Below are 25,822 nucleotides of genomic sequence, written 5' to 3'. Positions count from 1 at the left end.
CTCCCGGAAACCTTGCGGAAGTGTGTATGTGCGAGTGAGAGGCCAACCACTTTCCTTTGCCGACACCTTCGTGATCAAACCCCCTCCCCGGCCGGCTGACCGGCGCGCTTGATGTTCAACTTGGCTAGCAGGTGTGCACGGCATGCGGCGGCGCTCGATGGGATCTGCTGAATCTCCAGCAGGCGGACCTGGCGCTGATTCGCGTACTCGTCAGCCAGCTCGACCAGGCTCTTCTGACTGTCGTGGCCGATACCGGTGGCGATGTCGCCCAGTGGCTCGCCGGCGACCAGCATGCGGATCGTGATGTCGTAGGCCCGGGCGAATACCTTCTCGGCCCGCTCAACCTCCATCGATCCCAGATTCTGCGCCTCGCACTGCAGGGCAGCGTGGCGCACCGCTGCGTGCGTCCAAACGCGCGACCCTGCCCTGCTGGGGTGGAAGTTCTCGAGCGCCTCTGCCAGAGCCCGCGCAAGCGGCGGAATGCCCATCTCTTCCGGGGTCGGCTGGCACAGCTTGATGAACTTGCCGCTGCTCGGTGCGAAATCGGTACCCAGCACCCGGCACTTCTGGATGCCGAAGCGGATCTGATCGAGCGTGTTGATGCCAGCGGCGACGAAGGACTTGATCCAGCTGCGCTTGGCAGCTTTCAGCGCATCGTCATCCGGCCATGCCTGCTTCCACGCCGGGAAGATGGCCTGCAGCTCCTTGAACAGGGCGTTGACCACTTCGGTGGTGCCTGGGTCCAGCTGCTTGGCCGGGACCTGAATCTCGGCGGGCAGGTTGCGGGCCGTGGCCATGATCTGCGTGACGCTCTTTGGAGCGATCTGCGTGCTCATAGCGCCCCCAGGTCATCAGCCCATGTGGTGTCGTTGAAGTCTGGGCCATTGCCCTGTCGCCGGGGTGGGAACGGGTGGACATTGCCGGGCGCCGGCAGCTCGTCATCCCAGCGCTTGCCGTTCAGCCAAGTGGCCGGGTGGGGGATGAACTGGCCGCCGTCCTTGGTCCAGTCCGACGAAACCGCCCAGGCAGCCAGCGCGCTGGCCATGCGTTCGAACAGGTCGGCGTCGACTTTCAGCTTCGCCCAGGCCTTCTCAGCATTGGCCTTGCCCACCTTCCGTGGGTAGAGCTTCCAGAACAGAGCGAACAGGTCGCCGTCATCGCTCGATGACGAAGGCTTTTGATCTTGTTCTTTCTGTTCTCTTCTCTTCTCTTCTCTGGTCCGCATTTTGTCCGCATCACTTGCGGACGGATTGCGGACAGAATTCGCTTTTCGCGATTCACGCTTGCGCTCACTGTCGTTGGCGCGGCGCTTTGCGCTGGCCCCGTTGTGCTCGTCAAAGCGAGGCATGACAAGGCTTCCATGCTCATCGATATCCGCCCACTCGACATCCACCATGGCCTGAGTGAAGCCTGGCCAACCGATCACTGCATCCATGGCATCGGTGGTGTACCCATGCAGCACTCCATCAGCAGAGTGCGTGTCAAAGATGCTCCAAGCGACATGCAGGCCGCCGATCACCCGCAACCTGTCCGCACGCAATGCGGACACCATGCGGAAAACTTTCGGATGCGTCTGAAGATCTACGCGCATTTTGATCCAGTCTCCGGCCATTACTTGGCTCCCACGCCGACTAGGTCGACGAGTTCTTCGAAACGATCGATGTACCAGTGCGGCTGCGTTTCTCGGGGGCACTGAGGGCTAGTGATGTTCTTGCCGTAGCGCAGCCCCCTATCAGTCACGGACCAGAAGCAGACAGGTTCGCGCTTGCTGTTCTGCCGGGTTCGAGCCTGGAGGAAGCCAAGCCCAGCCAGGGCACGGTTAAAGGCGGGGGCCGACTTGTTCACGCCATGGCGTTTGAGTAGGGCCGTCACAGCCATGGTCGGCATCGAGCTGCCGGCTGTGGCATCCGGTGGCGAGTCGATGGCATAGCTCGGCAGAAACTGCGGGTCGAGACCGTTGTTCTCGGCGATCTTAGTCAGCATGGCCAATTGGCTCGATGGAGCCGGCTTTAGCAGGCGCGTGAAGCACTCCATGATGGCGATTTCACCAATCACCTTGGTGCCATTGGCCGTCACGGCCTGGCGGGCTTCGGACTGGCCCTCCAGCTCACGCCAGCGGCGGATCACCTTCATGCGTAAGGCCGGGCTGTAGCCGGTCAGCAGGCAATCGGTGTGCTCACGGTCGAGCAGGTACTGCACCTGCTCTCGGTTTCTCCCATCGAGATAGATGTCCTCAAAATTGAGGGGATCGACCTTGAGGTCTTTCAGCATGGCGACAATGTCGCGCTTGACGTTGTCATGGCGTTTGCCAGTCAAGCTGGCAATCTCCTTGGACGACATTGTGCGCGCCACGAAACCGCTGGCTGCATTTTGTGGCGCGGGCCTCTGGAGGCCCTGTACATCTTGTGGTTGGATATGCATAATCGACTCCAGTCATATGCAGTTGAAAAGGCCGGGCCGCAATCCCGGCTTTTTTGTGCCCGCAATTCGGGCTTATCAGGGCCTGGTCAGGACCTGACGTGGAACGGCTTCACATTGCCTCTTGGGTTGCGAGGCTTTGTTCGGCTTGCCAGCTCTTTTCGGATCAGCTCTGCCGCGAGTTCTTCAGGGCTGACGCCCCGTCTTTTCGCTTCCTGCTCAAGCTGATGCGTCAATTCCTGGTCCAAGCCGATCTGTTCGATAGGCATGGGCCCCTCCTAAGGGCCTTCAGGCCACGTGCTGATCGCCGGTATTCTCCGAAGCCAGGGCGGCCAATTGAGCTTCGAGCAACTCACGACAGAGCACGGCGCGCTGGGTGCGGTGAAACTTGGCCAGCGCCTGAATCAGTTCGAACGTGTCCTCATCGACCCGGACCTTGATCTCGCGGTCATGCAGGTGCTTGGGATTGGCGTACATGCGGGGATTGCTCCTTGCTGTTGAAGGTGATTACGCGGCGCCTTTCAGCGCTTTTCGGGCGAATGGGATGAGGTCCGGACGCAGACCGGCGATCGTGATCTCGCCGTCCGAGGCGTCCTGCAGTCGTTCGGCGAGTTCGGTAGAGGCCTTCCGGTGACCACCTGCGAGCTGCCACAGGTGGCCAACAGTGGTCTTCGCGTCGGCAGCGACCTGCTGCCGGCGTTCATTCGTGGCCCTGCCCAACCAATCACGGAGGTGATCATTCATGAGGGTTCTCCTTACACATAGAGCGAAATTTAGCTCATGGCTAATTTATGAGCAAGAGCAATTTAGCTTTGCGCACATTTAGCAGCCAGCTAAACACTGGCATTCTTCGCGTCATGGATATCTACGAGATTCGCAAGCACAACCTGGTCAAGCTGATTGGCGGCCAGAGAAAAGGCTCCTGCGCCGAGCGCTGGGGGATGGCGCCTGCGCACCTAAGCCAGATCCTTTCGGACAAGACCGCGAAGAACCTGGGCGACGATGTGGCCCGGCGGATCGAGGGCATCGAAGGCCTGCCCCGCGGATGGTTCGACTCAATCCCTTCGGATGATGAGCCGCGCGCGACAGCCCTGGGCTCAGATGCCGGCGGGAAATCGGCCGCCGACTTGGTCAAGCAAATGCTGGCGAAGAGCGGCAAGGGGATCCCGGAAGAGACGCGGCAACGATTATTGGCAGCGGCTGAGGAGCCGTCAGCCACAAACGTGATCACCGCCGACTTCTCTCGCCCGGGCCTGGTAGGTGATGAGGTATGGATCGCCCACTACGATGTCCGGGCATCGATGGGCGGCGGTCAGAGCGCGCACGACTTTCCAGAGCTACTCAAAGACATCCGCGTCAGCCCGAGCCATCTCCGTGAGCTGGGCGTCGAGTTCGAAGAGCACTTCCACCTGAAGGTGGTCACCGGTTGGGGTCAATCGATGGAGCCTACCATCAAGCACCGTGACCCGCTGATCGTGAATATCAACGTCCGCGAGTTCGTTGGCGACGGGATATACCTCTTCGTCTGGGATGACCTGCTCTACATCAAGCGCCTGCAGGTGGCTGATGAGGAGCACTTCGAGATGATTTCTGACAACCCGCGGCACAAGGATCGGCTGATCCGTCGGGATATGACCTACATCCAGGCCCGGGTGCTGCTGGTGTGGAACGCACACTTGGTATGAGCGAGACGGGCTAGGCTGTAAGCTATGCACCGTAGAGAAAGGCAAGGACGCCGGGCTATAATCGAACTATGAAAGAGCTAACGCTTTACCTCGACGACCTGACCCCTGGGCAGCTTTCAATGAAGCGCTTGGCGGAATACCTGCGCGAGCTTTCTACCCTCTATGGCCATGAATCTGAGGTTCACTTCGATAGCGTCAAGGAAGGTTCAGCCCAGCTCCAGTCCTTGATAGAGGAACAGGCTTACAATGGCATACTCCAGCAAGTTCGAGAGGTGTCTGGTGGGCTTGGTTCTAAGCGGGTGCTCAACAGCTACGAGAAGCTCTCCGAGCTGATGGCTCATGATAAAACTCGAGGCTCCCTGCGATCTGGCGGAGCTAAAATTTTTCAGTTTCCAGTCGCCAAAAACGAACCCCCTCCACTTCGAGTAGTTAAGCCTTCTTCTGTTCAGGGAAAGCTATATAGCGTCGGAGGTAAAGACGATACCGTTCCCGTACGTATTGAAGGCGGCAACGGGGAAACCCTCATGTGCGAAGCGGGAATTGATATCGCTGAGCGACTTGCTCAAATCCTATTCAAAACAGTCCGAGTTCATGGTGATGGTGAATGGGAGAAAAGAGCGGACGGTTGCTGGAAGCTGATAAAGTTAAAAGTCACATCTTTTGAGAAACTCGAAGATATTGGCTTCAAGGAAGCTATAGCCAGGCTCAAAGCCGCAGGAGGGGTCAACTGGAATGACATTCCTAATGCCCATTCTGAGATTCTAGATACTAGGGGCTAGGATTGAAGATTGTCATTGATACCAACGTTCTTGTACAAATCATGCAGAACGATGGCGCGAAGGATTTATACGACCCAGAGACTGGCAATGTCGTGAAAGATGCTTTTGCTCGGGCCGAAGCCTTGGTTGAGCGGATCGACAGCATCAAAGGAGTCGTCGTTCTGCCTGCACCAGTCATAGCCGAGTACCTTCTTGGTATCGAGCGATCTGTCTATCAGCTTCATCTGGATATGCTGAACGGGTTCAAATGCATAGAAATATCACCGTTTGATCAGATGGCCGCGATTGAATGCGCAATGCTGGTTAGCAACAGCGAACTCAAACAGATGGACCCTAACGCCAGGATGGCTAAGCTTAAATTCGACAGGCAGATTCTTGCAGTAGCTCTAGCGTCAGGAGCCAGGGAAATTTGGACCCACGACAAACAATTGTTTAAGAGATCGCAAATCGTTGGACTAACAGCAAAGTCCTTGGCTTCCATCGATCCACAGCCTCTACAGTTTAAGCTGTCACCTGAAATTTGAGATTCAGCCCGCCTCGGCGGGCTTTTTCATGCCTTCACGCTTTTTTCACGCCCTACGCTGCACAGTGAAGACTCATCCGCTTCCCTACGTTAGCCCGCATAGCAGTGCGGGCTTTTCTTTGCCTGTCAGAAAGGTGCCTCGTCGATATCGCCCTCTTCAAGGTCTACCACATTGTCGGCTTCCGCCCTCTCCCATTGCAGAATCACCGATCCATCATCGCAGAACGTCATGTCCAGGCCGTCCGTCTCGGATAGCAGTTCCATGATCGCTTCCCAATCCTGATCACTGTCCGTGTCCAGGCGATGGATCAGCACCCTCCTCCCCAACTGCGCCAGCGGCGAGTTGATCATCGCAGAAACCCGCAAACCCAGGCGCTCCAGGCCGGTCAATTCGGGGCGCGCGGCCATTGAGGCGTCTTCGAGTGCTGCTGCCATTTCCTACCTCCATTACTGTATATCCGTACAGGCTTATCGGAATCATAGCTCAGTGCTAAACGACGCGTAAAGGCGCGGCGGCTGGCAAATCGGTCTAGCCGGCGGTTTGTCGCTCGGCGAAAATAATTTAGCTTTGAGCTATTGACCTTATTTTAGCTTGTGGCTAAATTTCACTTCACCGAGGCACTACACAGCCCCTCGGGAGGCCCTCAAGCCTCACCGCTCTTTAACAGCCAGCGCCATGCCCGACTACCCGGCCCAGCCGGTTAGGTCACTCCCGGCTCCATCGGTGGGAGGTCAGTAAACCGATGAACAAAACCGCTCTTGCCTCTACCGGCGACCGGCGATCCGACAGGCCCGAAAGCCTGCCCACGCGCAGCCCACTGCGACGGCGGACGAGGTGTTAACCGAACTGAGTGAATGACCCGGTAAGCGAGTGCGGAGAAAGACAGAACGATTTGATGATGCCGTCTCGATGAGGCGGCATTGCGCAGCATCACCTGAGCCCACTCGAAGAGCTGGTTGAGGGATGCGAGCGCGCATCCAGGCAGCAAAGGCAATCGTGCCAGACCATGATTTTTATCGTCAGGAGACATAGCCATGACCGTAAACATCAGCAATCTAACGATCACGACCCCGGTGGCCACTTCATCCACCAACCCCGTAGCCCTTGAGCTCAGCGGGGCCGAAGCGATCGCTCAGTACCCAAGCGTGGTGACTGTCCTGGCCGATGGCTCAGTTCAGTTTTCGGCGCCCACCAAAGGCGCTTCGAGCAAGAGTACGCACCGAACGCGCTGTGAGTGGAAAGAGGCCAACTACTGGTCTTTGGCGAGCGCAGCCGAGCACATCAACCTGCAGGAGATGACGCTCACAAAGGTCAACTCCGCGCAGAAAGTGGTGATTTCGCAGTTGCACGTGAAGGACGACGACAGCCCGCCAGTGAAGGTTTTCTGGAGCAAAGGGAACATCACCTTGGGGTTCCGCGAAACTTTTAACCAGGCCACGCCGATCAACACCACGCTGCTCAAAGGCGTTCCTCTGGGTGCGAAGTTCACCGTCACCCTCCGCGTTCTCGCCTCGGGCGCATTGACCGTGACCGCCAGTTGCAATGGCAAAGCCGCGTCGTCCGGCAGCCTCCACATGGACAGTTCCTGGCGATCATCGCTGCTGAACTTCCACGGGGGCGTTTACAACCAGGTCGATTACACCGATGCCACTCCAACTGACGACGGCTCCATCTGCATCGTGAGCGACCTATCACTCACCCACACGTAAATCCGCTGGCAAGCCAGTAGCAGGCGAATCCGGGGCCTACCCAGCCAGGCCAGATGCTTCCCGGCCGGCTCCGGGCGCCTGCCCCCTCCCTTCACATACGACCGCATTGGCAGGCGCCAGGCCACCTCTCAAGGTGGGTTTGGTCACCCGCGCCTGGCTCCTGGCCAATGCGGCCGCACAACCAACTAGGAGGACGCCATGGACGCACTTCGAGCAGCACAATGGCGGTATGACCATGCTGAGCCGGAAGACGACTCGGCCTATCAGGAGGCGGCGCAGAACTGGATCGAGAGCAAGGCCGAGGAGCTGGTCGGCGGCTGTGATGTTCTGATTCCGCAGCGCTTTGGTGGCCCAGTTGGCGTTAGCCAAGAGCAGTTCGTCGCCAAGCTGGCCGAGCATCTTCGCGCCCTTCAAGAGGCTGAGAAGGACGACCTAAACGCCCTGGCCCTCCTCCTGCTCCAGGCTCAGGCCGGAGGCCCGGTGAAGAGCATGGTCCCTGACATCCTTGGCCCAAGCGACCACGTCGGCGGAAAGCTCTTCGAGATCGCCGAGTCGATGCTTGAAGGTTATGCCGAGCAAGGCGTGAAGCACGAGGCAGATGAGGCTCAGCTATGAGCCCTCACGTCCTGCTCGACAATGAACTGGAGGCTCTCGCCGATCCATCTACGCCGGTGAGCTGGTCCGCGATGATCCAGAAGCAGCTCACCGAAATGATGGCCGACCAGCGCATCACCATCGAAGAGTTCAACCATTACTGCGGGCGCCTCAACAAGATTGTTGGTGGGCGCAAGGAGGTTGCATGACTACGCCGATCTTCCCGTCGATCATCGACGACCAGGTGGCCGAGGTTGCCCAGGCCGTGCCAGATGACCGCATCCTGATGGTGTTCAAGGGCCTGACCATGGAGGACGCCATGAACCAGGCGCGCCTGGCCCACATCGAGAACCCGGCAGCTTGGTCGGGCCGGGCCTACCTCTGCGGCATGTGCACGCTGGCCTATGAGGTCCGATCGTGACCCGCCAGCAAGCACGCCGCTGGCATTCTGGCGCGGCAGCTTCACCACCCTACTCATCTGCACCGCCTGGATGCTTGCGAGCGCCTGGGCCGGCTGCATCACTTCCTGAATCACACGCACCCGAGCACGGCGGGCCTTCGGGATAACCGTACCCCTTCGGGAGCGTAAGCGGCGAGAGCGCGCAATCATCCACCGCAGCCAGGGCCTGGTGGCACCTCCAATCCGGGTGACCTGGCATTTCCCCTTTCACTGACGGCGCCGGCCAGGCGCGAGGTTTTCTAATGTCCGCAGAACAGAAACTGATCGCGATCGAAGAGATCAGCGAGGAGAACGCCCCGGCCATCTACGTGGCCGGTGGCCTGAAGCAATTCATCGACCTGGTGAAGGCCGAGGTCGAAGCCGAAGTGCCCGACCTGACCACCCGCAAGGGCCGCGAGCGCATCGCCAGCCTGGCCGCCAAGGTCAGCAAGTCGAAGACCGCCGTCGAGAAGCCGGGCCGCGACTACCTGCGTCGGCTGAAGGAAATGCCGAAGGTGGTCGAAGCCGAGCTGCGCGAGTTCGTGACCAAGATGGACACGCTGAGGGACGAGACGCGCCGGCCACTCACCGAATGGGAGGCCGCCGAGGACGCCCGCATTGATCGCCACAACGACCGCCTGGACTGGCTGCGCAATCGTGACGATGGCCTGGATGCTCTGGAGGCGACGGACATCAAGGATCGCATCGCTTCTGTCGAAGAGGTGGTGATCGGGCCTGAGTGGGAAGAGTTTGAAGCTGAAGCCGCTCGCGAGAAGGATAAAGTCCTGAATGCCTTGCGTGCCGGCCTGGCCAAGCGCGAGAAGTACGACGCCGAGCAAGCCGAATTGGCCCGCCTGCGCCGCGAAGCAGAAGAGCGCGCCGAGCAGGATCGCATTCGGGCAGCCCAAGAGGCCGCCGTCGAGGCCGAGCGCCAACGCGTGGCCCAGCAGCAGCAAGCAGAACGCGAAGCGGCAGCCCGTCGTGAACAGGAACTGCTTGACCAGGCCGCTGCGCAAGAGCGCGAAGCCGAGAATCAGCGTCTGCAGCTCAAGTTGCAGGCTGAGCAAGCCGAGCGTGCACGGATTCAGGCCGAGGCCGACCGCGTTGCAGCCGAGCAGCGGATGGAGCAAGAGCGCCAGGCGGCAGCCCGCCGGCAAGAGGAGGCAGCCGAGCAGGCCCGCCATGAAGAACGCCGCCGGGCCGATGCAGCAGCAGCCGAGATCCTGCGCCAGCAGGAAGCCCGTGAAGCTGACAAAGCACATCGGGCGAGCATCAACCGCGCCGCCCTGGAAGCTTTCATGGCCGAGGGCATGCCTGAAGCCTGCGCCAAGCAAGCGGTCACCCTGATCGCTCAGCGCAAGATCCCCAACATCGCCATCTCCTACTGAGGCACCGACCATGAGTAGCGCAATCATTGTGCCTGAGCAGCGCCGCCAAGCGGTGGCGCCAGCCGGCCCCGTCGACAACAGCATCATGGCTGTGATCAGCAGAGCAGCGGCCGATCCATCCTGCGATATCGAGAAGATGGAGCGGCTACTGGCTATGCACGAGCGCATGCAGGCCAAGACAGCAGAAGCCGCCTTCAACGCTGGCATGGCGCAGATGCAATGCGAGATCCCGACGGTGTTCGAGGCTGCGGTTAACCTGCACACCGGAAACGCATACGCCACGCTCGACGACATCACCCGGGTGGTCAAGCCGATCATGCAGCGCCACGGGTTCGCGATCACCTTCAAGGTGGAGAACCAGGACAAGTCGATCAGCGTCACGGGCATCCTGATGCACCGCGACGGCCACCGCGAGCAGACAACCATGACCTTGCCGGCCGACATCGGCAAAGGCCGGAACGATGTTCAAGCGGTTGGCTCATCCACCACATACGGTAAGCGCTACGTGATGTGCGCCTTGCTGAACATCACCACCGGCGACGTCAGGGACGATGACGCGCAATCGTCGGATGGATCCGATACGGCAGAAATGCGAGCCCAGGCGCTAAACGACATCCTTGCCCAGGTCGAAGCAGCTGCAACCCCCGACGAGCTCAAGGATGTATGGCAGGCATCCGTAAAGGTCATGCAGGCCACCGGTGACAAAGCCGGATACGACGCGGTGAAGATCGCCGTAACCAAGCGGAAAGCAGTATTGGAGGCCAACCCATGATTATCGTCAATTGCACCCAGGGCTCGCCCGAGTGGCTGCAGGCCCGCGCCGGCGTGATCACCGCCAGCATGTTCAGCACTGCCCGCTCCAAGGTGAACGGGCTGACCACCCAGCAGAAGACCTACGTCGAGGCAATTCTTGCGGGCCACAGCGAATCCAAAGCACGCGACCTGGCCGGCTACAAGGCCGCACCTAAAGCTGAGGTGGTCCAGAAGGCGCTGGACGGGGAAAAGGTCGGCGAACCGTCGAATGCCGCCCTCACCTACGCATTCGAGCTGGCCGTTGAGCGAATCGGTGGCGCACCACTCGATGGCGGATTCGAGACTTGGCAGATGCGTCGCGGTCACGAGCTGGAGCCTGAGGCCCGGATGGAACATGAGATCCAGACCGGCCTCATCGTTACTCAGGTCGGCCTGGTCAAAACGGACGACGGCGTATTCGGCGCAAGCGCGGACGGTTTCATCGGCGAGGACGGCGGCAGCGAGTACAAGTGCTTCCTGGCCCCTGACAAGCTCCGGGCCTTCCATATCAACAACGACGCCAGCGAAGTTATCGACCAAGTCCAGGGCTGCATGTGGATCACCGGCCGCAAGTGGTGGCACATCGGGATGTACTGCCCTCTCCTCAAGCCTGTTGGCCGCCAGCTCTGGTGGCGCGAGTTCAAGCGCGACGATGACTACATCGAGCAGCTGGAGCAGGACCTTTGGGAGTTCAAGCTGCTAGTTGACGGATACGAGAAACAACTCAGGAGCAAAGCAGCATGAGAGGCATCAACAAAGTCATCTTGGTTGGCACATGTGGCAGGGATCCGGAAGTCCGCTACCTGCCAAACGGGAATGCCGTGACCAATGTCAGCCTGGCAACCAGCGAGTCATGGAACGACAGGCAGACTGGGCAGAAGGTTGAGAAAACCGAGTGGCACCGCGTGGTGCTTTTCGGCAAGGTCGCTGAAATTGCCGGCGAATACCTGCGCAAAGGGTCGCAATGTTACATCGAGGGAAAGCTGAAAACCCGCGAATGGGAGCAAGACGGCATCAAGCGGTACAGCACCGAGGTGCACGTCGATATCAACGGCACCATGCAGCTGCTGGGCGGCCGGCCGGATAACCAAGGCGGCGGACAGCAGCAACAACAGCGGCAGCCTCAACAGCAGCGGCAACAGCGCCAGCAGCCTCGGCAGCAGCACCACTACAACCCAAATGACAACTACGGGCAGCAGAGCCAGCAGTCGGCGCCGCCAGATAGCTTCAACGACGACATACCGTTCGCCCCGATCCACCACCTGGTAGGTGCATAGTCATGAGCGATTGCGGCGAGCATCCCAGCGTCTACTACCTTGGCCGGGAATGCCGCCGAAACGGTGGCGGCAAGATGGCCAACCCATTCGCCTATCACACGTTCCATGGGGCCTGGTTCTTGGCCGGCTGGAACGACATGGATCTTGAGATTGAGCAGAAAAATCCGAAGCGCGCTGCAAAGAACAAGGCGGCGTGAGCATTTCCACCTTCCACCAAGTGGCCTGCAGGAGGTCGAGCATGGCATCCCTTTTCGACGCATCGATTCGCAAGCCGGTCCGAAAGCTGTACATCACCCGCAGCGGCGGCCAGTACCGGCCTGATGATGTGGCCCTGGCATTCGCGCTGAGCCTGCGCATGCACGACAGCGCGGATCATCTGCGCAGGCTGGCCCGGCGCTTGGTCGATAAGGTCTGCCTGGAGCACCAGCCGAACATGAAGCGCCTGGCCCGCGAGCCGGACGACGCCAAGGTGTTCGACGCCGCGCTCAAGATCATCAACCGGGTGTGCGACCTGCTCGACATCGGGCCGGGCGCCACCTTTGTGCGCAATGGAGGCGATGATGGCTCTGACGCAGCAGCAGCGTGACGAGCGCCGGCGCGATAAGGCCGATCGCCTCCAGGAAGAAGACCTGCGCTTGAAAGTTCGACCAGGGACTAAACAGGCCCTGCTTGAACTGATGGAGTGGGCCGGGATCGAGGAACAGGGCGAGGCGATGACGCTGATGATTCATCACGTCGAAGCGCTCGGGCATCACGCCTTGTTCAGGATCGCGCGCCACGAAATAGACGCTCACCGACTTGTGGCGCGGACTGAGCCGCTGCGGCTGTCAGCCAGGAAGCGGACTGGGCAGCACCTGCGGGCGATCTGCGGCTGGGCAGACGCCACATATAGCCAGATGATCGAGGCGCTGATTCACGGCATCCACGCCCTGGGCACGCTGCACGCGGCGAAGTTTCTCACCCCGCCGCGCCATGAGATCAGCATCTCGCCACGCTTGGCCCTGGCTTTCGATCGGAAGAGCATGCTGATGATCCAGCAAGACCCTGGCGACGAGGTACTCAGGCCAGCTTCAGCTTGAGAACCAAGTTGATAGCATCAGTTGATCCATCAGGAAGTGTCTCAGGAACAGTGGACACGACTTTCGCGTCGTGAATCCCACCACCTTTGAGGGTAATGATTGCGTCTCCTGAGCCAGTCTCATCAGAGCCGAAACCATATTGCCCGGACTTGAGGCTCACAGTGTGTAAGCCGTCACCAGAGCTGACAAGGTACACCGGGCCCTTTCCTTCCGAGCTTCGGTAAATCAAGTGATCACTTCCTCTGGTTACGAAAAGTCCTTCGATTTCCTGTTGCGATGGCATCACTGCGCTCCTTGTAGTCCGGCCCCATGCCGGTAACCCGTAATACCCCATCCCACCCCAAATTGCCACCATGCCGCATCCGGCCACGGAGGGCGGCGCATGCATGGAGTACCGCAATGCAAGTCGAGACCTCGACAGTCACCAAGCTGCTGATCACCGGCGCCGAAGGCCTGGACCCGATCAGCGTCTACCTCGAAGACTTCGCACCCTGCAAGGGAAAGATCACCGTCAGCTGCTACGACAAGACCTGGCACGCCTACTGGGGCGGCATGTGGGATGGCCTGACCATCGGCCAGTTCTTCTGCAAGCTGCACGACGCCTACATCATCGGCTACTTCGACCGGTCGCTGAGCTCTCGCCGGTTCAGTGCTGAAGCCATGGCCGACAAAGCGCGGAAGGTGATCGTGCAAATGCGGCGTGAACGGGATCTGGACGCAGAAGCTGCCAGGAGCCTGCTCGACGAGGCAGAGGATGTTCGCCACACCAGTTCGCTAGATGAGTGCGGCGGCGTCCACCGCGAGTTCATGCATCGGGTATTCGGTGACGACTGGTGGAACCTGCCGGCTGACGCCATGGAGCCGAACCCGGACTGGGCCTACCTCTGCCGCATCATCGAGACGGTGCAGCAGGCCTTGGCCAAGCAGTTCCCGATCGCAGCCTGACCATCCGCCGCTGCCGGACAATCAGCGGCCCGATAACGATCTACTTACACTGCAACGCAACTTCCCCCAAAGGACCACCGGTTCCATTTGCTGAAAATGCGACGACGCACTGCATCGCCCCACAATTGCAATTGTATACGGCGTGCTTATTCCCAATCAGGTTTGCCTGGTCAGAGCATCCGCAAGCACTTGGAGCAACGTTAGCCTGCGGCTGCGCCTCCACCTTTTCACCGCAGCCAACCAACTGGGCGGCTACCAGAGCAATTCCGAAAACGATGAGAAATCTCATTAGAGTTCTCCTTGTTCGACCATATCGGAATAGCACACACCAACTACCTGAACAAACTGGCGCTGTCCGCCAGCGCCTCAGGAGCCTTCGCTTTTCACCTGGCAAATCCCGTTAGCCCGGTCCTTCCCGGTATACGAGACATCAGGCGAGCCGTCCGGGTTGATCGACAGCGAGATTGTCACCCCACTGCCTTTGGCTTCGAAGTAGTTCTCGTTGAATTTCTTCAGCTTGCCTTCTTTGCCGTTGATATAAATCGGACCGCCCTTGTCGGCGTGCACCTCGATGTTTCCTGGGCACGTCGCGTTCACCAGTGGAATGCCAGCCTGAGCCGCGCCCGACGCAGCCAGCAACGCACAAATCATTAACCGCTTCATCTCACGCTCCCTGAATGGACTGACCGAGAGCCAAGCAATAGCCCAATTCGGCACTGCCCGCCAGCGCCTTGCCCTATTCAACGGCAGGGTTGGCGCCCAGGCCTTTTCGGTAGCGGGCAATCGCGATGATCTGGCGTAGGCAGATGACCATTTCCTTCTTCATCTGTTCGTCCGGCAAGCCGATCTTTTTCAGCATTGCCTGGGCTTCTTCCTCGATCGAAGCAAGGGCTTCGGTATCGCTTTTCAGTGTCATGGCGACCTCCACGAAGTCGAGTCAGCCATGAATTGATAGCTCACCAGAACGATGCGCGCCAACTGCGGCGCCTTCCCCTATTCAACGATAACGCCTCCCCGGCGAGGGCGGCGCCTGTCTGGAGATCACCATGAGCACATTCGCAGTTTTCAGCATGACCCGTGGTAGCGCTTGCCAAGGCCAAGAGGATCACGAAAACCACCCGGTCCAATCAGACTGATCGACGCTGGAGGGCGCCCGATCATCTATGCGAAGACTCGGGCGCCGAAGCTGGATGGGTGAGTCACGTCGAACCTAGTTAGGCTGCTTGGCGCTCAACCGTCAATTCCAGGAAGGATTCCCAGGAGCATCGACAGGGATACTGCTTTCGCCCGCGCCAAAGGTCCGAGTCCAAGTCACGGAGCCATACCCGCCAGTCAATGCATTGCTTGTGGTGACGTCGTAGGAGTCCACAAGTTGCCCGCCTGGGCGGCGCACGTTCAGCTTCCTCGTGCAACTCTCAGTGGTCACGTTGCGCGCCTCTCTTTCAACCTCAATCTGAAATTCCTCCTTGATGCCTATCAGGACTCTATATGCATTTTCCACGATGCGTTCTCCGGTTCTGGTTGTTTGTGAGTGACAGCGCCTGTACTGACATCAATAAGCCATCATTGTTCCAGGATATCCCTATGCCCAGAGAAAACCGATCCAGCAACACCTACCGGCATACATTCACCGCGATCTGCCCCGGCGATGGAGAGGTCATCGTGTACAGCCTGGAGATTCGCAGCCAATCGATGATCCTCGTCGAGCACATCAGGACAGCCACGGCGCTGATCAAGCAGGGTTGGCACGAGCAGATCGCCGACCAACTGGCCGAGCGCTTCGGCGGCGACCAACTGATCAAGGCGGTGCACCAGGGCGTTGAGATCGAAACGGTGAGGCTGAGCGGATGATCCATTACCACGGCACGCCTATAGGCGGCACGCGACAGGATGCAGCAAGGCTGCTGGCAGGCAGGCACGCATTGGTGCCGTTCCCGCGCCAGGACGACATGGGCATTGTCGCCGAGACCTGTCAGTCGTTCGTCTTCGACAACGGCGCATTCACCGTCTGGAAGAAAGGCGGCCAGGTTGATGTCGAGGGGTACACCCGCTGGGTAGATGACTGGCACCGCCACCCTGGCTTCGACTGGGCATTGATCCCTGACGTGATCGACGGTGACGAGGCCGCCAACGACCGCTTGCTCGAGCAATGGCCCAGCCACCTCCCAGGCGTTCCGGTCTGGCACATGCACGAGACGATCGAGCGCTTGCAGCGCTTGGCGCAGTCCTGGCGAATTGTTGCCCTGGGCAGCTCTGGGCAGTGGAGATCGCCTGGTACCGCCGCGTGGTGGAAACGCATGAGTTCAGCGATGGATGCCATATGCGATGAACAAGGCCGGCCCCAATGCCGCCTGCATGGCCTACGCATGCTTGACCCGGCAATCTTCCAGAGCCTGCCCTTGGCGTCTGCCGACAGCACCAACGCCGCGGTCAACGGCGGCAGCATTAGCCGGTTCGGCATGTACGTACCGCCTTCCGCCGGCCAGCGCGCCAGCGTGATCGCTGATCGAATCGAAGCGCACACCAGTTCGCCGACTTGGCAGCGCGAGAGCCAAACTGAACTGGCCCTATAACCGAACGAGATTCTCAAATGACTACAGCAATCGACCTGTTCGCCGGCCTCGGCGGATGGAGCACTGGCGCGCGCGCCGCAGGCGTCCAGGTTCTCTGGGCGGCAAACCACTGGCCGGTAGCTGTTGAATGGCACAGCGCCAACCACCCCGAGACGCAGCACGTCTGCCAGGATCTGCACCAGGCTCGCTGGGAGCAGGTACCTGCTCACGACATCCTGCTCGCCTCGCCCTGCTGCCAGGGCCACGCCAAGGCGCGCGGCAAGAGGTCGGGCAATCCCGAGCATGACGCATCGCGTTCGACGGCCTGGGCGCCGGTATCGGCACTTGAGTTCCACCGGCCACAAGCGGCGGTGATCGAGAACGTGCCGGAGTTCACCGACTGGGTGCTCTACCCGGCCTGGCTGCAAGCGGTACAGGCGCTGGGGTATCAGGCCGCTCCGCATATCGTCGACTGCGCCGACGTCGGCGTGCCACAGCATCGCGTGCGGCTATTCATGGTGCTGACACGCAGCAAGGCGCCGCTGATGCTGCAGCTGCCGCAGGAGCGACATGTGCCGGCCGCCAGCTTCCTCGACTTCGACGCCGGCCGCTGGTCGCCAATCGAGAAGCCAGGCCGGGCCCAAGCCACCCTCGACCGCGTGCGCAACGGGCGCCAGCGCTTCGGCGACCGGTTCATCATGCCTTACTACGGCAAAGGCTCCGGCACCACCGGCCGCGACATTAACCGGCCGACCGGCACCATCACCACCCTGGACCGCTGGGCGCTGGTCGACGGTGACCGCATGCGGATGCTCAGCGCCAGCGAGGCCCTGGCCGCCATGTCGTTCCCGGCTGACACCCTGCGTCCGGACAGTCATCGGCTGACCATGCACATGGCCGGAAACGCGGTACCGCCACTGGCTGGGCAGCGGGTAATTGAAGCTCTGCTCGCAGCCGCTTAGTTGAACTGTTGTCGCTCACCCCCACCATTCGCTTTAATTCATACACAATAGACAAGTATTAATAAGCACTAAATACGCTTCGCCCTTAAAGCATCAAAAACACTCATCACCACCCTATCTAAATACTGAACAGCGCCGTCCCTGGAATCCAATTCGTTTTGCTCAAACCACTGCCAACTCTTCACCACCTCTGCATGACTTTTCGATAAACCGTACCGACCCAGCGCACCATCATACATAAAGAACTTCAAGTACTTCTGCGCACAACGACAACAGCGCCCTTCAAATTCAACCAAACGCTCAGCATCTGCATTTAACAAGTCCCCCCACGCAGCCTTAGATTCAAGAATCAGTCCTTGAAACTCAACCCTAGCTGCCTGAGCCGCGTTGATGTCTGACTGTATATTTTGTTCCACCCGCTCCTTCAACGACCCGCCAAGCTGAACTTTATAATCAAGCCTTGCATGCGCAGACGACGCGCAATCCCATATATTCTCCACTTGCGCTTTGTAACGTAAGAGCGAGACCGAAATAGCCCTCGCCAATTCATGATCTGCAGATGAGCGAATTTGACTTTTCCAAGAGTTAAGCCCGACTGCTGCAACACATACCGCCACAACTGTCGCTATTGCTCCGAAAATATCGAAAAGATCATGGACATTGCTTACAACAAAAAAATCGGTTTTTAAATGCACGCTCCCCCAAACAACCCCAGATCCGAATAGCAAAATGCACCCCAGCCAAACAACCCAATCTCTCTTCACAATCATATCCGTAGAGTTTTTAACAATTATACCTAGCCATATTTGGAAAAAGCATCCATGCCCACAGAAAACCCATCCAGCAACACCGACCCACGCGATGTGTTCATCAGGCTCAACCCGCTCGGCCTGGGCGAGGAAGAACTGCGCAAGGACAGCACCGGCTTCGAAGACCAGCGCACCCACAGCGACTACCTGCTGTTTCTGGCCGGCTACCGCGAAACGCATCCAGAACCGCAGCCCCACCCCGAGCCTATAGCCTGGATGGTTGGTACTGCCTTCTGGTGGACCAAAGAAGAGGCAGAGAGGGATGCGGCGGCTACTGGGCTGCCGATTGTTGGACTGGGGCCAATGACCGGGGATGTCGAGGCTGCACGGTTGACCAAGGCCACGGCTTTCGTCCAAAGGCTGGTCGATTGCGCTGGCACCCAGCCGAGCGTAGCCACTGGGTATCTGCGCGACATCCTGGATGAGCTCAAGGGAAACACAACGCCGACAACGCCTGTTGAGCACAATGAGAATGCAGCGTTCGAGAGTTGGGCCCGATCCAGGCTAACCCCGCTGAACTTGAGGTTGGACGAGATCGGCCTGTATCACGACCTCGTTGCCGGTACAGCTCACGACGCTTGGCAGGCCCGCGCGGCGCTTGAGATCAAGACATCCTGACGAAAGGAGTACAAAAGTACTCCACCCAGCTGTAACCCCTCTCCCCTCTATTCACTGCCGCGATATGGCGGCCAAGGCGAAGCTATGTCTCAAGCAAAGGAACGCCCGATCCTGTTCAGCGGGCATATGGTCCGCGCCATCTTGAACGGCCAGAAGACTGTCACACGGCGCGAGATCAAGCCCAGCATGCGGAGCGCTGATAGCAGCTTCGAGCTTCACCAGCAGGAAGACGAGTCTTGGCGCCCCATGCACACGTTTGACGAGAGCTGCATGGATGCCAAAGGCACCGAGCATCCAATTGTCTGCCCGTATGGACTGCCAGGTGACCGCCTGTGGGTCCGCGAAGCATGGGCGCAGATCAATGTGGCGCAGGCGCCTGGAGAAAGCTGGGTGGTCTACCGCGAGTGCGACAACCGGACCGACTACGGCGGACCTTGGAAACCGAGCATTCACATGCGTCGGCGCGATAGCCGCATCCTGCTGGAGGTCACCGACGTACGGGTAGAGCTCCTGCAGGACATCAGCGAAGAGCAGGCCGAGGCGGAAGGTGTTGGCTTTCTCCGCCACGCTCCAGACGCCGACGAGACGCTGACTGCCGCCCAGTTATTCGAATGCCTCTGGAGCAGCATCAACGGCGATGAGTCGTGGAACGGCAACCCATGGGTCTGGGTCATCGAATTCAAGAGGATCGAGCCATGACCCGCCTCGCCCTCTGCCTCCTGCTGCTGGCCACCGGCGCCAGCGCTGAGCCCCTGCCATGGGGCGTCGAAACCTTCCACGACGACGAGCGCGGCGTCACATGCTGGTACACCGCCACAGGGCTGAGCTGCATTCCTGACAGCCAACTCAAGCGCAAGACCGGGCGGCAGTCCAGCAACGAGCGCCAGCTCTCCCCGCACGAAACCCAACCCGAACCTACACCCGCACTGGCGCCTGGGCGCTGGATTGATGAGAGGTATCAGCTGTGAAGATCGGAAAACTGTTTCTTGGACTGCGCTGGTGTTACGGCGGAAGGGAGGAGGCTGTTGTCGCGAGCTGGGCGCTGAAGTGTGGCTACTGGCGCTGGGCGGTGTGGTGGCGCAAGCCCAAGAAGGCGCTTTGTCTTCCGGCATTCGGCCCCTCGATGGCGGCCGGCACCAAGTACCGAATCGGCTGCGGCCACTTCGGCGCATGGGTGAGGCTCCCGCTGCTGGGCTCGCTCTCCCTTTCCACACAGCCGCCCTACCCCAGCCAGGTGGCGCCATGATCGACGTAACCGTAGTGAGCGCCGAAGACCGGGAGCTGCTGACCTTCGCCGCCATGGCCGCAGGCTTCCAGACCTCTTGGCAGGACTACACCCTTTGGGTCAGGCGCGGCAACGACCTTTGGACGGTGTGGGAGCCGCTGCACCACGATGGCCAAGCATTCAGCCTCGCTCTTGAGCTGGAGATGCCCATTCACCCTGGCCGCGTCTGGAAGTCATACCGCGCAGGGTGCCGAGGTAACTTTGTTGAAGCATCTCGGGACATAACGCCTATCAGTAACCCGAAAGCTACCCGCCGGGCAATCGTTGAGGTTGCCGCTGAAGTGGGCAAAGCAATGCAGGAGGCAGCATGAGCGACCTGATCCAAGTGAGGGTCTCCAACCTGGTCGGCGCGCCTCTGGACTGGGCGGTGGCCAAGGCTACAGCCGCCGGCGAGATCAAGGTGAGCGAGCAAGGCGTGAGCTGCATCTACGACACACCCGAGGGGGGCTGCTGGACGAACCTCTATCAGCCGTCGAAGGACTGGAGCCAGGGCGGCCTGCTGATCGATGAGCACTCCGGAACATCGCAGCACATTCCTGGCCTGCCCGATGATGTCTGCTACGCAGGCGGGCCGGCCGGCGCCAGAGTCTGGTGCTACGGGCCAACCGCGCTGGTCGCATTCTGCCGGGGCCTTGTCAACCACAGGCTCGGCAATATCGTCCAGATACCGAAGGAGCTGATTCCGTGATCCTGGTACTGACATACAAGGACTTCCCAGGAAAAGATTCTGAGTCTTACGCCCAGAAGTCAGTAACCTCAAGACAACCCAAGCCATGTCGATATCGCCGCGACTATTACCCCGGCAACAATAGTCATAGCCCATCCGATTGAAAGGCCAAGTAATTTACCAGTTTTCAGATTTGGAGTTTCTTGGACTGGCTTTTGTTGAACCTCACAATCCACAGCAGTCACATCCTTAAGTCGCGCACCTTTCAGGAGCGTTTCGCTATCGCTCTTGCACCCTTCAATATTTATCCGATCTGAGTCTTCGAGTTCAAACATTGCCATAAATTGCCCTCTGTACAGCTACTGAAATGTGGGTTCTGCTTGGACGATACGTATGCTCAATTCCCGAAAAAAGCAGCCCGCGAGAATGCTTACCTCTCACAACCGCCCTACCGGTAACAGTTGTATTTCTTATTTCCACATCAGTTGAGTTGATCAACTCAACTGCCACGTCGACATCATCAAACACGCAATCAATAAATTTTACATGACTTCCATTTTCTAGCACTAACGCCATAGCGGTCACCCCAAAGAACACACTAATGGGATTCTAGCACCCATACATTACGTCGAAGGGGTAAGTGGAATTTTTGCGAACCATTTGGCCGCCACCGGCGGCGTGGAGACCATAATGAAGAAAGAACTGATCAAAATTAGCGAGTTTCAGCGGCGAAAATGGGGCGAAAACGGCACTCCGCTGTGCTCCCAGGCAATTCGCAACTACCTCCGCAACCGCAAGATTCCGGGCGAACGGATAGGCAACATTTGGTACGTCGACTGGGCTGCCTACCAGCGGACCACCGGCAACAGCTTGGTTGATATGGTGTTGAAAGGAGTCGCGTGATGGTTCCTCGACCAAGGAACAAGGCCAATAAAGGCCTACCCATGAACCTCTACTTCGACGCTCGGCGGGGCACGTATCGGTATCGGCGCCCCACCGACGGGAAGTGGTTTCAGTTCGGCTCAGACCGGGGCCGCGCCATCGATGCGGCCGCTCAGCTCAACACCGCATTCCTGCGTGGTGGTGACTTGGTAGCCGAGGTTCTCGGCGAAAGCTCGGTGACATTGGGCGAGTTCCTGGTCACCTATGAGCGAGACGTACTCCCGCCTCGCGAGCTAGCAAAAGCAACGCTTGATTTATACGCCGTCAGGTTCAAGCAAATCCGGGCAGAGTTCGCCGAGCGACCAATAGACCAGATCACCATCAGGATGATTGCAGAATTCCTTGAGCCGCTAACCCCACGGGCAAGCAACCAAGCGCGAGCAATTCTGATCGATCTATTCAACCATGCCGCTGCCAAAGGCCTGTGCCCGGACAACCCTGCAGCCAACACGATTCCAAAGATCGAGAAGAAGCAACGCAAGCGGCACACGCTAGAAGGTCTGAAAGCAATTCGCGATAAGTCCCCGCGCTGGCTGAAAAATGCCATCGATCTTGCGCTCATTACTGCGCAACGACGTGGCGACATCCTCGATATGAAGTTCGAAGACGTGCGTGATGGTTATCTGTATGTGGTGCAGAGCAAAACGGAGAAGGCTTCGGACGCTGGCTGGCTGAAGATCAAAGTCACCGACCAATTGGGCGAAGTGCTGAGCCGTTGCCGGGACGACATTCTGTCTCCGTACTTGGTGCACCGACGCCCTGAGCGGAAGAAGAAACGTGAAGGGAAGGATCACTGGACGAAGGTCGATGAGAGATTTCTCACCCGTGCCTTCAAGGATGCAAGGGATGCCGCCGGCTGTTATCAAGACCTCAAAGAGGAGGAGATGCCAGGGTTTCATGAAGTGCGCGCCCTCTCCCTTCACCTATACAAACGGGCTGGGAAAGATGGTCAGAAAATCGCCGGACATACCACTGAAGGCATGACCAGGAACTACCAGAAAGGACACGAAGATGTGGTGTGGTCCGAAGTCGAAGCCGACCTGGATATTGGCGAAATCGCCGGATAGTTTTGCGCCCATTTTGCGCAAGTTTTGCGCAGAGCCGCCCATAAAAAAATCCAGATACCCGTAAGCATCTGGATTTCTTGGAGTTTTTTGGTCGGGACGGAGTGATTCGAACACTCGACCCCTTGCACCCCATGCAAGTGCGCTACCGGGCTGCGCTACGCCCCGACTCTATTCTCGATACCGCTGAGAACGATGAAGAATCTACCCTAACCATCTGATTAATGGAAGCTTTTTTTTAAGAAACTTCCATTCGTCGGGTGCAGATCACTTCTTGAGCACGACCAGCACATCTTCCAATTCGGCAATCATCTGCCGAATCAGCTGCTTGTACTGGCTGGACTCGTCCTTTACCTCATCACTGGAAAGCCGCAACCGCGCCCCGCCAATGGTGAAGCCCTGGTCGTACAGCAGTGCACGGATCTGACGAATCATCAGCACATCTTGCCGCTGGTAATACCGCCTGTTCCCGCGCCGCTTGACCGGGTTGAGTTGGGGAAACTCCTGCTCCCAATACCGCAGCACATGCGGCTTCACCGCACACAACTCGCTGACTTCACCAATAGTGAAGTAGCGTTTGCCCGGTATGGGGGGCAGTTCGTCGTTATGGCTTGGTTCCAGCATAGGCCTCTACCCGGGCTTTCAGCTTTTGCCCTGGACGAAAGGTGACGACGCGGCGCGCGGTAATCGGGATCTCTTCCCCCGTCTTGGGGTTGCGGCCCGGCCGCTGCCGTTTGTCGCGAAGGTCGAAGTTGCCGAAACCTGACAACTTCACCTGCTCGTTCTCCTCAAGCGCGTGCCGAATTTCTTCGAAAAACAGCTCTACCAACTCCTTGGCCTCACGCTTGTTGAGTCCCAGCTCCTCGTACAGCCTTTCGGCCATCTCAGCTTTCGTCAGAGCACCCATACCGTTATTTCCTTAACGTGGTGTTCAACCTTTGTTCGAGCGAGGTGAGGATGTTCTGCAGAGTCGTGTTCACCTCATCGTCGTTAAGAGTGCGCGATGGATGCTGCCAGGTCAAGCCGACTGCCAGGCTTTTTCTATCAGGATCAATACCTTTACCCTGGTAGACGTCAAACAGCCTGAGGTCTGTCAGCCATTCGCCGGCATTGTTACGAATCACTTCAAGCACCTGACTGGAGGCCACGTCACGGCCGGCGATCAGCGCCAGGTCACGACGGGTTTCCGGGAACTTGGAGAGTTCACTGAACTTCGGCAGACGGCCTTCGACCACCTCACCCAGCACCAGCTCGAACAGGAACACCGGGCGATCCAGATCCAGGGCCTTGGCCAGCTCTGGGTGGATGGCGCCCAGGTAGCCGACCTGCTTGCCGTCGCGCTCGATCAGGGCGGTTTGGCCAGGGTGCAGGGCGGGGTGTTTTCCAGCGCTGAAGGTGAAGTCGTTCAGCGCTCCCGAGTAACCCAGCAGGGCCTCCACATCGGCCTTGACATCGAAGAAGTCGATGCCATCGCGACCGTTGGCCCAGCCTTCTGGCAGGCGGCTACCGGTGACCACGCCGGCAATCATCGGCTGCTGCTTGAGATCACCCAGCTGGCCAACGAAACGCAGGCCGCTTTCGAACAGGCGAACGCGGTCTTGTTGGCGGTTGAGGTTGTGCTGCAGCGCCTTCACCAGACCCGGCCAGAGCGACGCACGCATGGCAGCCATATCGTTGGAGATAGGGTTGGCCAGCAGCAGCGGCTCGACACCTGGGCTGAACAGCTCGAACAGTTTCGGGTCGATGAAGCTGTAGGTGATGGCTTCCTGATAGCCGCGAGCAACCAGCAGGCGACGCAGGTTTGGCAGCTCGCCACGGGTTTCCGGGCGGGCTTGCGGCGCCAGGCGCGCTTGCGGATAACGGACCGGCAGGTTGTTGTAACCGTACAGGCGGGCCAGCTCTTCGATCAGGTCGACTTCCAGGCTGATGTCAAAGCGGTGGCTCGGGACGTTGACGGTCCACTCCCCCTCTCCGCTGCGCGTGGTGGTCAGCTCCAGGGCGTTGAGCAGTTGCTCGACCTGGGCCGGGTCCATTTCCATGCCGAGCATCTGGGTGATGCGGTCGGCGCGTAGAGTGATCGGGGCGATGTTCGGCAAGTGCTGCTCGCTGGCAGCCTCGACCACCGGACCGGCTTCGCCACCCACGATCTCCAGCACCAGCGCAGTAGCGCGCTCGATGGCTTCGCGAGCCAGCTGCGAATCGACACCACGCTCATAGCGGTGCGAGGCGTCGGTGTGCAGGCCGTAGGAACGGGCTTTACCAGCGACAGAAATCGGCTCGAAGAAGGCGCTTTCCAGGAACAGGTCGCGGGTCTTCTCGGTGTTCACGCCGCTGTGCTCGCCCCCCATGACGCCGGCAATGGCCAGGGCGCGGGTGTGGTCGGCGATGACCAGGGTATCGGCCCGCAGGGCTACTTCCTGGCCGTCGAGCAGGACGAGCTTCTCGCCCTCTTCGGCCATGCGCACGCGGATGCCGCCGTTGATCTCAGCCAGGTCGAAAGCGTGCATGGGCTGGCCCAGCTCAAGCATCACGTAGTTGGTGATGTCGACGGCAGCGTCGATGCTGCGCACGTCGCTGCGGCGCAGGCGCTCAACCATCCACAGCGGAGTCGGCTTGCTCAGGTCGACGTTGCGGATGACGCGGCCCAGGTAACGCGGGCAAGCAGCCGGAGCACTGACTTCGACCGGACGCACTTCGTCGTGCGCAGCCGGTACCGCCGGCACGTTCGGGCGGGTAACCGGGACGTTGTACAGCGCACTGACGTCGCGCGCCAGACCGGCGATGGAAAGGCAGTCGCCACGGTTCGGGGTCAGGCCGATCTCGATGCTGGCGTCGTCCAGGCTCAGGTACTGGCGAATGTCTTCACCTACCGGGGCGTCGGCGGCCAGCTCCAGCAAGCCGTCGTTTTCTTCGCTGATCTGCAGTTCGGCGGCCGAGCACAGCATGCCGAAGGATTCGACACCGCGCAGCTTGGCTTTCTTGATCTTGAAGTCACCTGGCAACTCGGCGCCGATCATGGCGAACGGGATCTTGATGCCTGGACGTGCGTTAGGGGCGCCGCAGACAACCTGGAAGGTTTCCTGGCCGTTGCTTACCTGGCAGACGCGCAGCTTGTCGGCGTCCGGGTGCTGTTCGGTGGCGAGGATCTCGCCCACGACGATACCGCTGAACTGCCCGGCAGCGGGGGTAACGCTGTCGACTTCGAGGCCGGCCATGGACAGACGGGCGACCAGTTCGTCACGGGAGACTTGCGGGTTTACCCAACCGCGCAGCCACTGTTCACTGAATTTCATG

The 25,822-nt window shown here is 59.4% G+C and carries 41 protein-coding genes and 1 tRNA gene; 26 read left to right on the top strand and 16 right to left on the bottom strand.

Features of this window, described 5'->3' with window-relative positions; all coding sequences use genetic code 11:
• Positions 1 to 74: 74 nt before the first annotated feature.
• From P3R38_RS09260 to P3R38_RS09235, 6 genes are all read right to left on the bottom strand, one after another.
• Positions 75 to 836, bottom strand: a complete 762-nt coding sequence (locus tag P3R38_RS09260) for a replication protein P (protein ID WP_277687040.1) — start codon at positions 834 to 836, stop codon at positions 75 to 77.
• Complete coding sequence (locus P3R38_RS09255; protein WP_277687039.1) at positions 833 to 1,612, bottom strand: Pyocin large subunit-like protein; 780 nt, start codon at positions 1,610 to 1,612, stop codon at positions 833 to 835. The genes P3R38_RS09260 and P3R38_RS09255 overlap by 4 nt, the downstream gene beginning before the upstream one ends.
• Positions 1,612 to 2,340 carry a Rha family transcriptional regulator gene (locus tag P3R38_RS09250; RefSeq protein ID WP_277687038.1) on the bottom strand — a complete coding sequence of 243 codons (729 nt, stop codon included), beginning with the start codon at positions 2,338 to 2,340 and terminating at the stop codon, positions 1,612 to 1,614. The genes P3R38_RS09255 and P3R38_RS09250 overlap by 1 nt, the downstream gene beginning before the upstream one ends.
• Positions 2,341 to 2,507: 167 nt before the next feature.
• On the bottom strand, positions 2,508 to 2,687 hold the full coding sequence (locus P3R38_RS09245; protein WP_277687037.1) for a hypothetical protein: 180 nt from the start codon (positions 2,685 to 2,687) through the stop codon (positions 2,508 to 2,510).
• A gap of 19 nt (positions 2,688 to 2,706) precedes the next feature.
• Entirely contained in the window at positions 2,707 to 2,895 is a 189-nt protein-coding gene (locus P3R38_RS09240) for a hypothetical protein (RefSeq protein WP_027919780.1), read from the bottom strand.
• Between the two features lie 30 nt (positions 2,896 to 2,925).
• Positions 2,926 to 3,162: a hypothetical protein gene (locus tag P3R38_RS09235; protein ID WP_088851912.1), complete on the bottom strand. Its 237-nt coding sequence runs from the start codon at positions 3,160 to 3,162 to the stop codon at positions 2,926 to 2,928.
• Positions 3,163 to 3,275: 113 nt separating this feature from the next.
• On the opposite strand from P3R38_RS09235, the gene P3R38_RS09230 reads away from it, so the two are divergent.
• The 3 genes from P3R38_RS09230 to P3R38_RS09220 all read left to right on the top strand — a co-directional run bounded on the left by P3R38_RS09230 (position 3,276) and on the right by P3R38_RS09220 (position 5,406).
• The gene (locus P3R38_RS09230) at positions 3,276 to 4,103 is read left to right on the top strand and encodes a S24 family peptidase (RefSeq protein WP_277687204.1); all 828 of its coding nucleotides are present in this window, start codon (positions 3,276 to 3,278) and stop codon (positions 4,101 to 4,103) included.
• Between the two features lie 68 nt (positions 4,104 to 4,171).
• Complete coding sequence (locus P3R38_RS09225; RefSeq protein ID WP_277687036.1) at positions 4,172 to 4,882, top strand: hypothetical protein; 711 nt, start codon at positions 4,172 to 4,174, stop codon at positions 4,880 to 4,882.
• A gap of 2 nt (positions 4,883 to 4,884) precedes the next feature.
• Positions 4,885 to 5,406: a PIN domain-containing protein gene (locus P3R38_RS09220; protein WP_277687035.1), complete on the top strand. Its 522-nt coding sequence runs from the start codon at positions 4,885 to 4,887 to the stop codon at positions 5,404 to 5,406.
• A 125-nt stretch (positions 5,407 to 5,531) separates the two neighbouring features.
• Here P3R38_RS09220 and P3R38_RS09215 read toward each other — a convergent pair whose 3' ends face one another.
• Entirely contained in the window at positions 5,532 to 5,840 is a 309-nt protein-coding gene (locus P3R38_RS09215; RefSeq protein WP_277687034.1) for a DUF1654 domain-containing protein, read from the bottom strand.
• Between the two features lie 600 nt (positions 5,841 to 6,440).
• Here P3R38_RS09215 and P3R38_RS09210 point away from each other — a divergent pair.
• The 11 genes from P3R38_RS09210 to P3R38_RS09160 all read left to right on the top strand — a co-directional run bounded on the left by P3R38_RS09210 (position 6,441) and on the right by P3R38_RS09160 (position 12,684).
• Positions 6,441 to 7,115, top strand: coding sequence for a polysaccharide lyase family 7 protein (locus P3R38_RS09210; RefSeq protein ID WP_277687033.1), 675 nt, complete (start codon positions 6,441 to 6,443; stop codon positions 7,113 to 7,115).
• Between the two features lie 198 nt (positions 7,116 to 7,313).
• Entirely contained in the window at positions 7,314 to 7,730 is a 417-nt protein-coding gene (locus P3R38_RS09205) for a hypothetical protein (protein ID WP_277687032.1), read from the top strand.
• Positions 7,727 to 7,918, top strand: a complete 192-nt coding sequence (locus P3R38_RS09200) for a hypothetical protein (RefSeq protein ID WP_277687031.1) — start codon at positions 7,727 to 7,729, stop codon at positions 7,916 to 7,918. The genes P3R38_RS09205 and P3R38_RS09200 overlap by 4 nt, the downstream gene beginning before the upstream one ends.
• Positions 7,915 to 8,130 (top strand): hypothetical protein, encoded by a 216-nt coding sequence (locus P3R38_RS09195; protein WP_027907655.1) that lies wholly within the window; start codon positions 7,915 to 7,917, stop codon positions 8,128 to 8,130. Before P3R38_RS09200 ends, P3R38_RS09195 begins: the two co-directional genes overlap by 4 nt.
• A 281-nt stretch (positions 8,131 to 8,411) precedes the next feature.
• The gene (locus P3R38_RS09190) at positions 8,412 to 9,536 is read left to right on the top strand and encodes a hypothetical protein (RefSeq protein WP_277687030.1); all 1,125 of its coding nucleotides are present in this window, start codon (positions 8,412 to 8,414) and stop codon (positions 9,534 to 9,536) included.
• Positions 9,537 to 9,546: 10 nt separating this feature from the next.
• Positions 9,547 to 10,308: an ERF family protein gene (locus P3R38_RS09185; RefSeq protein ID WP_277687029.1), complete on the top strand. Its 762-nt coding sequence runs from the start codon at positions 9,547 to 9,549 to the stop codon at positions 10,306 to 10,308.
• The gene (locus P3R38_RS09180; protein ID WP_277687028.1) at positions 10,305 to 11,072 is read left to right on the top strand and encodes a lambda exonuclease family protein; all 768 of its coding nucleotides are present in this window, start codon (positions 10,305 to 10,307) and stop codon (positions 11,070 to 11,072) included. Before P3R38_RS09185 ends, P3R38_RS09180 begins: the two co-directional genes overlap by 4 nt.
• The gene (locus P3R38_RS09175; RefSeq protein WP_277687027.1) at positions 11,069 to 11,605 is read left to right on the top strand and encodes a single-stranded DNA-binding protein; all 537 of its coding nucleotides are present in this window, start codon (positions 11,069 to 11,071) and stop codon (positions 11,603 to 11,605) included. The genes P3R38_RS09180 and P3R38_RS09175 overlap by 4 nt, the downstream gene beginning before the upstream one ends.
• A 2-nt stretch (positions 11,606 to 11,607) precedes the next feature.
• Entirely contained in the window at positions 11,608 to 11,802 is a 195-nt protein-coding gene (locus tag P3R38_RS09170; protein WP_060507212.1) for a hypothetical protein, read from the top strand.
• A 41-nt stretch (positions 11,803 to 11,843) separates the two neighbouring features.
• Positions 11,844 to 12,191 (top strand): hypothetical protein, encoded by a 348-nt coding sequence (locus tag P3R38_RS09165; protein WP_277687026.1) that lies wholly within the window; start codon positions 11,844 to 11,846, stop codon positions 12,189 to 12,191.
• Positions 12,166 to 12,684, top strand: coding sequence for a hypothetical protein (locus P3R38_RS09160; RefSeq protein WP_277687025.1), 519 nt, complete (start codon positions 12,166 to 12,168; stop codon positions 12,682 to 12,684). The genes P3R38_RS09165 and P3R38_RS09160 overlap by 26 nt, the downstream gene beginning before the upstream one ends.
• Here P3R38_RS09160 and P3R38_RS09155 read toward each other — a convergent pair.
• A complete protein-coding gene (locus P3R38_RS09155; protein ID WP_277687024.1) occupies positions 12,665 to 12,967 on the bottom strand; it encodes a hypothetical protein in 303 nt (100 codons plus the stop codon). The two genes, P3R38_RS09160 and P3R38_RS09155, sit on opposite strands and share 20 nt — an antisense overlap.
• Positions 12,968 to 13,083: 116 nt before the next feature.
• On the opposite strand from P3R38_RS09155, the gene P3R38_RS09150 reads away from it, so the two are divergent.
• On the top strand, positions 13,084 to 13,629 hold the full coding sequence (locus tag P3R38_RS09150; protein ID WP_277687023.1) for a hypothetical protein: 546 nt from the start codon (positions 13,084 to 13,086) through the stop codon (positions 13,627 to 13,629).
• Between the two features lie 366 nt (positions 13,630 to 13,995).
• Here the strand turns inward: P3R38_RS09150 and P3R38_RS09145 are convergent, their stop codons facing one another.
• A complete protein-coding gene (locus tag P3R38_RS09145) occupies positions 13,996 to 14,292 on the bottom strand; it encodes a hypothetical protein (protein ID WP_027907851.1) in 297 nt (98 codons plus the stop codon).
• A 73-nt stretch (positions 14,293 to 14,365) separates the two neighbouring features.
• Positions 14,366 to 14,545, bottom strand: coding sequence for a hypothetical protein (locus P3R38_RS09140; RefSeq protein WP_186617724.1), 180 nt, complete (start codon positions 14,543 to 14,545; stop codon positions 14,366 to 14,368).
• A 668-nt stretch (positions 14,546 to 15,213) separates the two neighbouring features.
• On the opposite strand from P3R38_RS09140, the gene P3R38_RS09135 reads away from it, so the two are divergent.
• The 3 genes from P3R38_RS09135 to P3R38_RS09125 are packed head-to-tail and all read left to right on the top strand — an operon-like array spanning position 15,214 to position 17,143.
• Entirely contained in the window at positions 15,214 to 15,480 is a 267-nt protein-coding gene (locus tag P3R38_RS09135) for a hypothetical protein (protein WP_277687022.1), read from the top strand.
• Positions 15,477 to 16,202, top strand: coding sequence for a hypothetical protein (locus P3R38_RS09130; protein WP_277687021.1), 726 nt, complete (start codon positions 15,477 to 15,479; stop codon positions 16,200 to 16,202). The genes P3R38_RS09135 and P3R38_RS09130 overlap by 4 nt, the downstream gene beginning before the upstream one ends.
• 17 nt (positions 16,203 to 16,219) lie before the next feature.
• Entirely contained in the window at positions 16,220 to 17,143 is a 924-nt protein-coding gene (locus tag P3R38_RS09125; RefSeq protein ID WP_277687020.1) for a DNA cytosine methyltransferase, read from the top strand.
• Between the two features lie 68 nt (positions 17,144 to 17,211).
• Here the strand turns inward: P3R38_RS09125 and P3R38_RS09120 are convergent, their stop codons facing one another.
• A complete protein-coding gene (locus P3R38_RS09120; protein WP_277687019.1) occupies positions 17,212 to 17,907 on the bottom strand; it encodes a hypothetical protein in 696 nt (231 codons plus the stop codon).
• 57 nt (positions 17,908 to 17,964) lie between these two features.
• Between P3R38_RS09120 and P3R38_RS09115 the strand changes: the two genes are divergently transcribed.
• From P3R38_RS09115 to P3R38_RS09090, 6 genes are all read left to right on the top strand, one after another.
• On the top strand, positions 17,965 to 18,570 hold the full coding sequence (locus tag P3R38_RS09115; protein WP_277687018.1) for a hypothetical protein: 606 nt from the start codon (positions 17,965 to 17,967) through the stop codon (positions 18,568 to 18,570).
• Between the two features lie 84 nt (positions 18,571 to 18,654).
• Complete coding sequence (locus P3R38_RS09110; RefSeq protein WP_277687017.1) at positions 18,655 to 19,269, top strand: hypothetical protein; 615 nt, start codon at positions 18,655 to 18,657, stop codon at positions 19,267 to 19,269.
• A complete protein-coding gene (locus P3R38_RS09105) occupies positions 19,266 to 19,538 on the top strand; it encodes a hypothetical protein (RefSeq protein WP_277687016.1) in 273 nt (90 codons plus the stop codon). Before P3R38_RS09110 ends, P3R38_RS09105 begins: the two co-directional genes overlap by 4 nt.
• On the top strand, positions 19,535 to 19,816 hold the full coding sequence (locus P3R38_RS09100; RefSeq protein ID WP_081669712.1) for a hypothetical protein: 282 nt from the start codon (positions 19,535 to 19,537) through the stop codon (positions 19,814 to 19,816). Before P3R38_RS09105 ends, P3R38_RS09100 begins: the two co-directional genes overlap by 4 nt.
• Positions 19,813 to 20,166, top strand: coding sequence for a hypothetical protein (locus tag P3R38_RS09095; protein WP_277687015.1), 354 nt, complete (start codon positions 19,813 to 19,815; stop codon positions 20,164 to 20,166). The genes P3R38_RS09100 and P3R38_RS09095 overlap by 4 nt, the downstream gene beginning before the upstream one ends.
• The gene (locus P3R38_RS09090) at positions 20,163 to 20,543 is read left to right on the top strand and encodes a phage protein NinX family protein (protein ID WP_277687014.1); all 381 of its coding nucleotides are present in this window, start codon (positions 20,163 to 20,165) and stop codon (positions 20,541 to 20,543) included. Before P3R38_RS09095 ends, P3R38_RS09090 begins: the two co-directional genes overlap by 4 nt.
• A gap of 68 nt (positions 20,544 to 20,611) precedes the next feature.
• Here P3R38_RS09090 and P3R38_RS09085 read toward each other — a convergent pair whose 3' ends face one another.
• Positions 20,612 to 20,863: a hypothetical protein gene (locus tag P3R38_RS09085; protein WP_277687013.1), complete on the bottom strand. Its 252-nt coding sequence runs from the start codon at positions 20,861 to 20,863 to the stop codon at positions 20,612 to 20,614.
• A gap of 349 nt (positions 20,864 to 21,212) precedes the next feature.
• Here P3R38_RS09085 and P3R38_RS09080 point away from each other — a divergent pair, with 349 nt between their 5' ends.
• Positions 21,213 to 21,425: a hypothetical protein gene (locus P3R38_RS09080; RefSeq protein ID WP_277687012.1), complete on the top strand. Its 213-nt coding sequence runs from the start codon at positions 21,213 to 21,215 to the stop codon at positions 21,423 to 21,425.
• Positions 21,425 to 22,531 (top strand): tyrosine-type recombinase/integrase, encoded by a 1,107-nt coding sequence (locus tag P3R38_RS09075; RefSeq protein ID WP_277687011.1) that lies wholly within the window; start codon positions 21,425 to 21,427, stop codon positions 22,529 to 22,531. Before P3R38_RS09080 ends, P3R38_RS09075 begins: the two co-directional genes overlap by 1 nt.
• A gap of 88 nt (positions 22,532 to 22,619) precedes the next feature.
• Here the strand turns inward: P3R38_RS09075 and P3R38_RS09070 are convergent.
• The 4 genes from P3R38_RS09070 to pheT all read right to left on the bottom strand — a co-directional run bounded on the left by P3R38_RS09070 (position 22,620) and on the right by pheT (position 25,821).
• Positions 22,620 to 22,696: transfer RNA gene (locus tag P3R38_RS09070), tRNA-Pro, on the bottom strand.
• Positions 22,697 to 22,795: 99 nt separating this feature from the next.
• Positions 22,796 to 23,152 (bottom strand): MerR family transcriptional regulator, encoded by a 357-nt coding sequence (locus tag P3R38_RS09065; RefSeq protein WP_011533210.1) that lies wholly within the window; start codon positions 23,150 to 23,152, stop codon positions 22,796 to 22,798.
• Complete coding sequence (gene ihfA / locus P3R38_RS09060) at positions 23,133 to 23,435, bottom strand: integration host factor subunit alpha (RefSeq protein WP_003250679.1); 303 nt, start codon at positions 23,433 to 23,435, stop codon at positions 23,133 to 23,135. The genes P3R38_RS09065 and ihfA overlap by 20 nt, the downstream gene beginning before the upstream one ends.
• A 4-nt stretch (positions 23,436 to 23,439) precedes the next feature.
• Positions 23,440 to 25,821, bottom strand: a complete 2,382-nt coding sequence (pheT, locus tag P3R38_RS09055; protein WP_277687010.1) for a phenylalanine--tRNA ligase subunit beta — start codon at positions 25,819 to 25,821, stop codon at positions 23,440 to 23,442.
• Between the last annotated feature and the right edge of the window lies 1 nt (position 25,822).

The sequence above is a fragment of the Pseudomonas sp. NyZ480 genome, assembly GCF_029537255.1.
Classification (GTDB): domain Bacteria; phylum Pseudomonadota; class Gammaproteobacteria; order Pseudomonadales; family Pseudomonadaceae; genus Aquipseudomonas; species Aquipseudomonas taiwanensis.
The sequence above is the reverse complement of the archived record's forward strand: the minus strand, read 5'-3'. Positions and strand labels throughout refer to the sequence as shown.